This is a genomic window from Actinomycetota bacterium (genome assembly GCA_030776725.1).
Classification (GTDB): domain Bacteria; phylum Actinomycetota; class Nitriliruptoria; order Nitriliruptorales; family JAHWKO01; genus JAHWKW01.
The window spans coordinates 1-6,337 of record JALYHG010000255.1 but is presented as its reverse complement, the minus strand read 5'-3'; the positions used below and the strand labels follow the sequence as shown (position 1 = coordinate 6,337).

Annotated in this window: 8 protein-coding genes; all 8 read right to left on the bottom strand. The window is 73.5% G+C overall.

What is annotated here, in order from left to right:
* Positions 1 to 435, bottom strand: a 435-nt coding sequence (locus M3N57_12390; protein MDP9023468.1) for a biotin/lipoyl-binding protein, incomplete at its 3' end; no start/stop codon positions are given.
* Positions 436 to 542: 107 nt separating this feature from the next.
* Positions 543 to 1,316: a pyrroline-5-carboxylate reductase gene (gene proC, locus M3N57_12385; GenBank protein MDP9023467.1), complete on the bottom strand. Its 774-nt coding sequence runs from the start codon at positions 1,314 to 1,316 to the stop codon at positions 543 to 545.
* A 117-nt stretch (positions 1,317 to 1,433) separates the two neighbouring features.
* Positions 1,434 to 2,372 (bottom strand): proline dehydrogenase family protein, encoded by a 939-nt coding sequence (locus tag M3N57_12380; protein MDP9023466.1) that lies wholly within the window; start codon positions 2,370 to 2,372, stop codon positions 1,434 to 1,436.
* Positions 2,369 to 2,842, bottom strand: coding sequence for a YbjN domain-containing protein (locus tag M3N57_12375; protein MDP9023465.1), 474 nt, complete (start codon positions 2,840 to 2,842; stop codon positions 2,369 to 2,371). The genes M3N57_12380 and M3N57_12375 overlap by 4 nt, the downstream gene beginning before the upstream one ends.
* On the bottom strand, positions 2,839 to 4,095 hold the full coding sequence (locus tag M3N57_12370; protein ID MDP9023464.1) for a glycosyltransferase: 1,257 nt from the start codon (positions 4,093 to 4,095) through the stop codon (positions 2,839 to 2,841). Before M3N57_12370 ends, M3N57_12375 begins: the two co-directional genes overlap by 4 nt.
* The gene (locus tag M3N57_12365; GenBank protein ID MDP9023463.1) at positions 4,092 to 5,048 is read right to left on the bottom strand and encodes a GNAT family N-acetyltransferase; all 957 of its coding nucleotides are present in this window, start codon (positions 5,046 to 5,048) and stop codon (positions 4,092 to 4,094) included. Before M3N57_12365 ends, M3N57_12370 begins: the two co-directional genes overlap by 4 nt.
* A gap of 148 nt (positions 5,049 to 5,196) precedes the next feature.
* Positions 5,197 to 5,649 (bottom strand): helix-turn-helix domain-containing protein, encoded by a 453-nt coding sequence (locus tag M3N57_12360; GenBank protein ID MDP9023462.1) that lies wholly within the window; start codon positions 5,647 to 5,649, stop codon positions 5,197 to 5,199.
* A 49-nt stretch (positions 5,650 to 5,698) separates the two neighbouring features.
* Positions 5,699 to 6,337 (bottom strand): asparaginase (locus tag M3N57_12355; protein ID MDP9023461.1); only part of this gene is annotated, 639 nt, incomplete at its 5' end.

Here is a 6,337-nt window from a genome sequence, read left to right as displayed (position 1 = left end):
GGCCAGTTCACGGGCGGCGCGCTGGTAGGCGGCACGTGCATCGGCCAGGCGGGCCAGCAGCGCGGCGCGGGCCTCGTCGTCGGGGACCGTGGCCGCCTGCTGCTCGAGGGTGTCGAGCAGGCCGGGCACGACCGCGTCGAGCTGGTGGCGGACGCCGGCCATCAGCGGAGACAGGTCCACGGTCGGGACCACCCCCGCCAGCGCAGCGGCCGCGTCGACGCCTGCGCGGGCCTGCGCCAGTGCGGAGTCGACGTGGTCGGAGTCCAACCGCAGCACCGGACGTCCGGCTTCGACCACCTCGCCGTCGGCGACGAGGAGCTCGGCGACGTGTCCGCTCGCCGGGGCGGTGACCGCGCGCCGGTCGGCGGGTTCGACGGTGGCCGGGGCGGCGACGGTCTGGTGCACCGTGCCGGACGTGACGGCAGCCAACTCCACCGCAGGCGCGCCACCAGCGGTGCAGGTCGTCAACACGACGACACAAGCGGCGACGGGGGCGATCCGGCGGCCGGCGGACCCCGCCGCCCGTGCGCGCGGCGGCGATGTCACGATCGGGCGAGCTCCTCGCTGCGGTGCTTGGCCGCCTCGATCGCGTTGAGGAACGCGGCCCGGACCCGGGCGTGCTCCAGTTCGCGGATCGCGGCGATGGTGGTCCCGCCGGGCGAGGTGACCATCTCGCGGAGCTCGACGGGGTGGCGGCCGGTGTCGCGGAGCATCTTGGCGGAGCCCACCATGGTCTGGATGATCAGCTCGGTGGCGACGTCGCGTGGCAACCCCAGGAGGATCCCGGCGTCGATCATCGCTTCGGCCAACAGGAAGAAGTAGGCCGGCCCGGATCCGGACAGGGCCGTGACCGCATCGAGGTGCTCCTCGGGCAGGCGCAGCACCCTCCCGACGTGGCCGAGGATCTTCTCGGCGATCTCCAGGTCAGCGTCGGTGGCGTGCGCGCCCGGCGAGAGCACGCTCATGGCTTCGTCGACCTGCACCGGGACGTTGCTCATGACCCGCACCACGGGGACGTCGGCACCGACCGCCGCCTCGATGCGGCCGGTGGGGACACCCGCAATCACGCTGATGACGGTCTGGCCGGCCCGGAACGTGTGGCCGTCGCGGGCCAGGAGCGCCCCGACCGACTGTGGCTTCACCGCCAGGATGACGACGCCCGCGCCGCTGATCGCCTCCTGGTTGTCCACGGTGGCGTGGACACCGTAGGCGCCGGCCAACTCCGCGCAGCGTTCCTCGCGGCGGGTGGTGCACACGATGCGGTCGGCCCCGATCCAACCGGAGCGGAGCAACCCCGACAGCAGCGCTTCGCCCATCCGACCGGTCCCGACGATCGCGAGCGTGTCGTGCACCTGCCGCCGCTCCTGGTCGCGTCCGCGCGCAGTATCCCGCCCGCTGCCCGCTCCCGCGAACGCTGCCGGGGACGGGCGCGGTCAGCGCCGCCCGACCAGGGCGCGGAGGAAGAACGCGACGTTGGCGGGGCGCTCCGCCAGGCGGCGCATGAAGTACGGGTACCACTCGCCGCCGAACGGGACGTAGATCCGCAGCCGCCAGCCGTCCGCGACGAGGGCCCGCTGCAGTGGTTCTCGGACCCCGTAGAGCATCTGGAACTCGAAGTCGTCCGCCGCCCGGCCGTCGCGACGGGCGGTGTTCTTGGCGCGGTGGATCAGCCGGTGGTCGTGCGTCGCGATACGCGGGTAGTGGGCGGTGCGCAGGAGGGTGTCGGCGAGCCGCGCGAACGCGGCGTCGACATCGGCCCGGTCGGGGTAGGCGATCGACGGGGGTTCGGCGTACGCACCTTTGCACAGCCGCAGCGACGCACCCGCCGCGACGAGCGTCGCGACGTCGTCGGGGGTGCGGTACAGGTAGCTCTGCACGGCACAGCCGAGGTTGCCGTGACCCGCGGCGCGCAGCTCGAGGACCAGGTCCACGGTCGCCTGCGTGTAGGCGCTGCTCTCCATGTCGAGGGTGACGTCGGTGCCGGCGCGGTCGGCGTGGTGGCAGATCTCGGCGATCAGGTCGCGGCACAGCGACCGTGAGATCGCCAGGCCCAGCTGGGTCGGTTTGACCGACAGGGATCCGTCGAGGCCGGCGGCAGCGAGCCGGTCGAGCGCCTGGCGGTAGACGTCGGCCGCTCGGCGGGCGACGGCCGGCTCGTCGACCGCTTCGCCGAGGTAGTCCAGGCTCACCGCGAAGCCGCGTCGATGCAGTCGGACGGCGGCGCGGAGCGCGTCGTCGAGGGTCTCTCCGGCGACGAACCGGGTCGCGACGGCGCGTGCGACCGGCAGCTGCTCGGCAGCACGTCGCAGGGTCGTGCTCGCCGACGCGGCGATCAGTGCTCGCCGCAGCACCGCACCTGGCGACCCGCTCACCCGCCACCGACGGGGTTGGGTGGGAGGTCGTTGGCGGCGCGCCAGCGCTGCTCCGCGGCGATGTAGCTGGCGAAGCCCAGCCGCAGGACGGCGTCGAAGACCTCGTCGGCGGTGGTCAGCACCGCCCCGAGCAGCTGGTCGAAGCTGGTCGCATCCAGGGTCGCCAAGGGGATCGCCCCGGTGAGGATGACATCGCCGTCGTCGTCGAGCGCGAAGTGGACCGGCAGACGCTTGCGGTTGCGCTGCAACAGGTAGCGGTACACCCTGGCGTGGTTCTCGTCCGGGCGGCCGCACAGCAACGCCTCGACGTGCAGGGACCGGTCGTCGACCGACAGCAGCACCGGCAGGGTCCGCTTGCGTTCACCGCTGAGGACGGTCGTCCACGCGTCGGGTGCGACCTGGTGGTGGGGCAGCTCCGCGGCGTCCAGCTCGTCGGTGATGACCTGCCCGGCCGCGTCCCGGGCGGTCACGCCCCGGCCCCCTGGACCCTGGCCGTGATCCCGGACACGTCCCGGTAGACGGCGAGGATCCCGTCGACGGTGCGATCCCAGGACGCCTGCCGGGCGGCGCGCACGCCTGCGGCTGCGGCGTGGGCGCGACGCGCGGGATCTCGGAGGTAGGTGACCACCGCCGCCGCGTGGTCGGACGGGTCATGGCCGTCGACCAGCGTCCCACCGTCGCCGACCACCGCCTGGAGCCCTCCCACCCGGGCGGCGACGACCGGCGTGCCGCAGGCCTGTGCCTCGAGGGCCACCAGCCCGAAACTCTCGCTGCGGCTGGGGACGACGACGACGTCGGCGGCGCGGTACACGTCGGCGAGGTCGCCCTGGGGGCGGGCCGGGGCTACGGCGACGGCTGGGCCCACCGCGAGGCTGCGGGCCAGGGCGAGCAGTTCGTCCGGGCCGGTCCGGCCGTGACCGTTGCCCGAGGCCCCACCGACGACCAGGAGGCGTGCGTCGGGGACGTGATCGCGGACGCGGGCGAGGGTGCGGACCGCGACGTCGGGCGCCTTCAACGGCTGGAGCCGTCCGACGAACAGCAGCAACGGACCGTCGCCTCCGGGAGCCTCACGAGGTTCCCCGGCGGGGGCGGGGTGGAACACGTCCAGGTCCACGCCGGGTGACACCACCGCCAGGCGCGCGCCGGACGTGCCGTAGCTGCGGTGCAGGAGCCTCGCCTCGTCGCAGACGGGGACGACGATGCGGTCGGCGTCGCCGACCAGTTGTTCCTCGACGAGGAGGCGGACGCCTGGTTCGGGCGGTTCCCCGGCACCGCGCGCGGCGTCCTTCACGCGAGCCAGCGTGTGGAACGTCTGCACCAGCGGCACGCCCCAGCGCTGCCGCAGCCGGCGGCCCACCCACCCCGACATCCAGTAGTGGGCGTGGATGACGTCGTAGCCGCCGTGGCCGACGACGGTCTCCGCCCGCCTCTCGACGCCCAACAGGAACGCGGACAGATGGGTGTGCAGCGTCGACTTGGCGATCGGCCGGCGTGGGCCGGCCATCACGTGATGGACGTGCAGCCGCTCTCCGAGCTCCACGACCGCGGGCAGGTCCGCGGCTGCCGCCCGGGTGAAGATGTCGACCGCGACGCCGCGGGCGGCGAGCCGGCGCGCCACCTCCAGCACGTAGACGTTCAGGCCGCCACCGTCGCCGGTCCCCGGTTGGTCCAGGGGGGATGTGTGCACGCTCAGGACGGCGAGCCGTCGGATCGCGTCGGTCACGCCGCCGCTCGTGGCCGGGCGGTGACCGTGCACACGCGCCGGTCGGTGGCCCCGAACCGGTACTTGTACGGCTCGTCGCCGCGGAGCAGGTCGAACACCGTGAAGCCCTCCTCCGCGGCGATACGTATCAGCTCCCCGACCAGCACCATGCCGGGCGCGAGGCTCGCCAGGTGGCGGTCGAACGCCGAGTTGTACAGGCGCCACTCGCCGAGGTCAGCGCCGCCGACCAGCGAGACGGTGAGCGCTGCGGGGCTGCCGTCGACGTCGAGGCGGTGCATCCGCAGGACGCCGTCGGAACCGAACTCCTGCGCCAGGGCGAGGAAGAACGCCTGCATGCGCTCGTCGACGAAGAAGCGTCCCTTGTCACCGTCCAGCGACCGGTTCATCGCGATGAACGTGGCCATCGCACCTTCGAGGTCCTCCGTGTCGACCGAGACCAGCTTCACGACACCGCCTTCCCGGGCGAGTTTCCGGGCTTTGCGCCGGATCTCGTGGCGCTGCTTCCCGCTGATGCGCTGCAGGTAGGCGTCCCACCCGCCGGTGAGGTCGACCCGGGGACAGACCCCGTCGACACCGGCGTCAACGACCTCCAACCCGGCGCGGGTCGCGCGGTCGCACAGCAGCTGCGCCCATCCGGCATCCTCGGCGAGCCCTCCGGCGATCAGCTCGTCGAAGTCCGCTTCCTCGGCCAGCGACGCGAGCCAGGCGTCGACCACCGCGGCGCGGTGTTCCGCACGACTCACCGGCCCGCGGTAGTCGGTGACGTGTTCCCCGCCGGCGAAGTGCACGGTGCGGCGCCCATCGGCTGCACGCTCGCGGACCTCGGGGACCACGCCGACCACCTGGGCTGCGTCCATGACGAACCGCAGGCGCAGGTCACAGTCGCCCCGCAGGTGGTCGCACCACCGTCGCAGGAACCGTGCGCTGGCGAAGATGTTCGCGGCCGGGTCCACAGCGACCAACCGCTCCCAGGCGGTCGCCAGCTCACCTGTGGGGAAGCGGTCCTCGGTGCGGACGTCGAACAGGACAGGCTCCGGGTGGGGGTCGACCCGAGACTACCGGCGGGACCCGCGCCACCGGCGTGGTGGCGGTCGCCGGCCTTCAGCCCGTGGCCGCCTCTTCGTCGTCCGACTCGCCTCCGGAAACGGCGACGACCTCGTTCTCCCGCCGGAACGAGCGGTAGATCTCGATCAGCGCCGCCCGTTGGCGCTCGTTGAGGGACGCGTCGCGGACGATCGCGACCTCCAGGTCGGGGACGTCGCCGCGTTCCTCGAGGATCCCGGCCTTGACGTACAGCGTCTCCGAGGAGATCTGCAGCGCTTTGGCGATGGCCTGCAGGATCTCCGCGGAGGGCTTGCGCAGGCCCCGCTCGATCTGGCTGAGGTAGGGGTTCGACACGCCAGCGAGACGCGCCAGGTGCCGCAGGGAGTACTGGGCGCGGCTGCGTTGGTCGCGGATGTACTCCCCGAGCTCGGTCAGGCGCGCGGAGGCGACTGCGGCGCGGGAGCGATCATCACCAGTCGATGCCGCCTGCTCGTCGGGCTGGTCGGCCACCTCACCGCTCCTGGTCGTGGACGCCTCCCCAGCGGAACGGGCCGCGAGGCTACCAGCGACCCCCACATGACCACGAGCGTCGGACAGCCCGCAACCGCTCCGCGAACGCGCTCACCTGGCGGGTCCACCGCACCGACCCGGCGGGACGCCCGCCGCCGAGCACCCGTGGGGGCGTCCACACCTGGTCGGGCACCACCTCCAAGGCGACGAGCAGCCCGTACAGCACGGTCGCGGAAGCGCGGTGGGCGCCGTCCTCGACCTTGACCGCCACCCCGTACCGCTGTCCGGACGGCTCGCGCCACGCCGCCCCGAACGTCCCCTCCGCTCCCGGCTTGGCCACCACACCCGCCGCCAGCAGAGCCGACTCCAGACGGCCGGTCCCCCCCACCAGCAGCGGGTGTGCCAGCCCGGCCGCCACCACCGTCCTCCACCGTCCATCGGGATCAGCGAGCTGGCGGAACGCACGGGCCAGGTCGGCGAGCGGCACCGCCACCGCCGGTGCCCCGCACCCGTCGACGCCCACCCCGACCGGCGGGCCGACGGCCTCGCGCACGACCGCCAGGACGTGGCGTTGGACGGGTCCGTCGGGGTCCAGCAGCCGGTGGCGCGGACAGCGCGCTGCCCGTCCCGCCAGCGCGAACAGCGCGTGTTTCCCGGAGCAGTTGTGGCGGAGCGGGTCGACGACAGC

Excerpts from the sequence above, each read along its gene's own strand:
- proC (MDP9023467.1), bottom strand. The coding sequence starts at position 1,316 with ATGGGCGAAGCGCTGCTGTCGGGGTTGCTCCGCTCCGGTTGGATCGGG.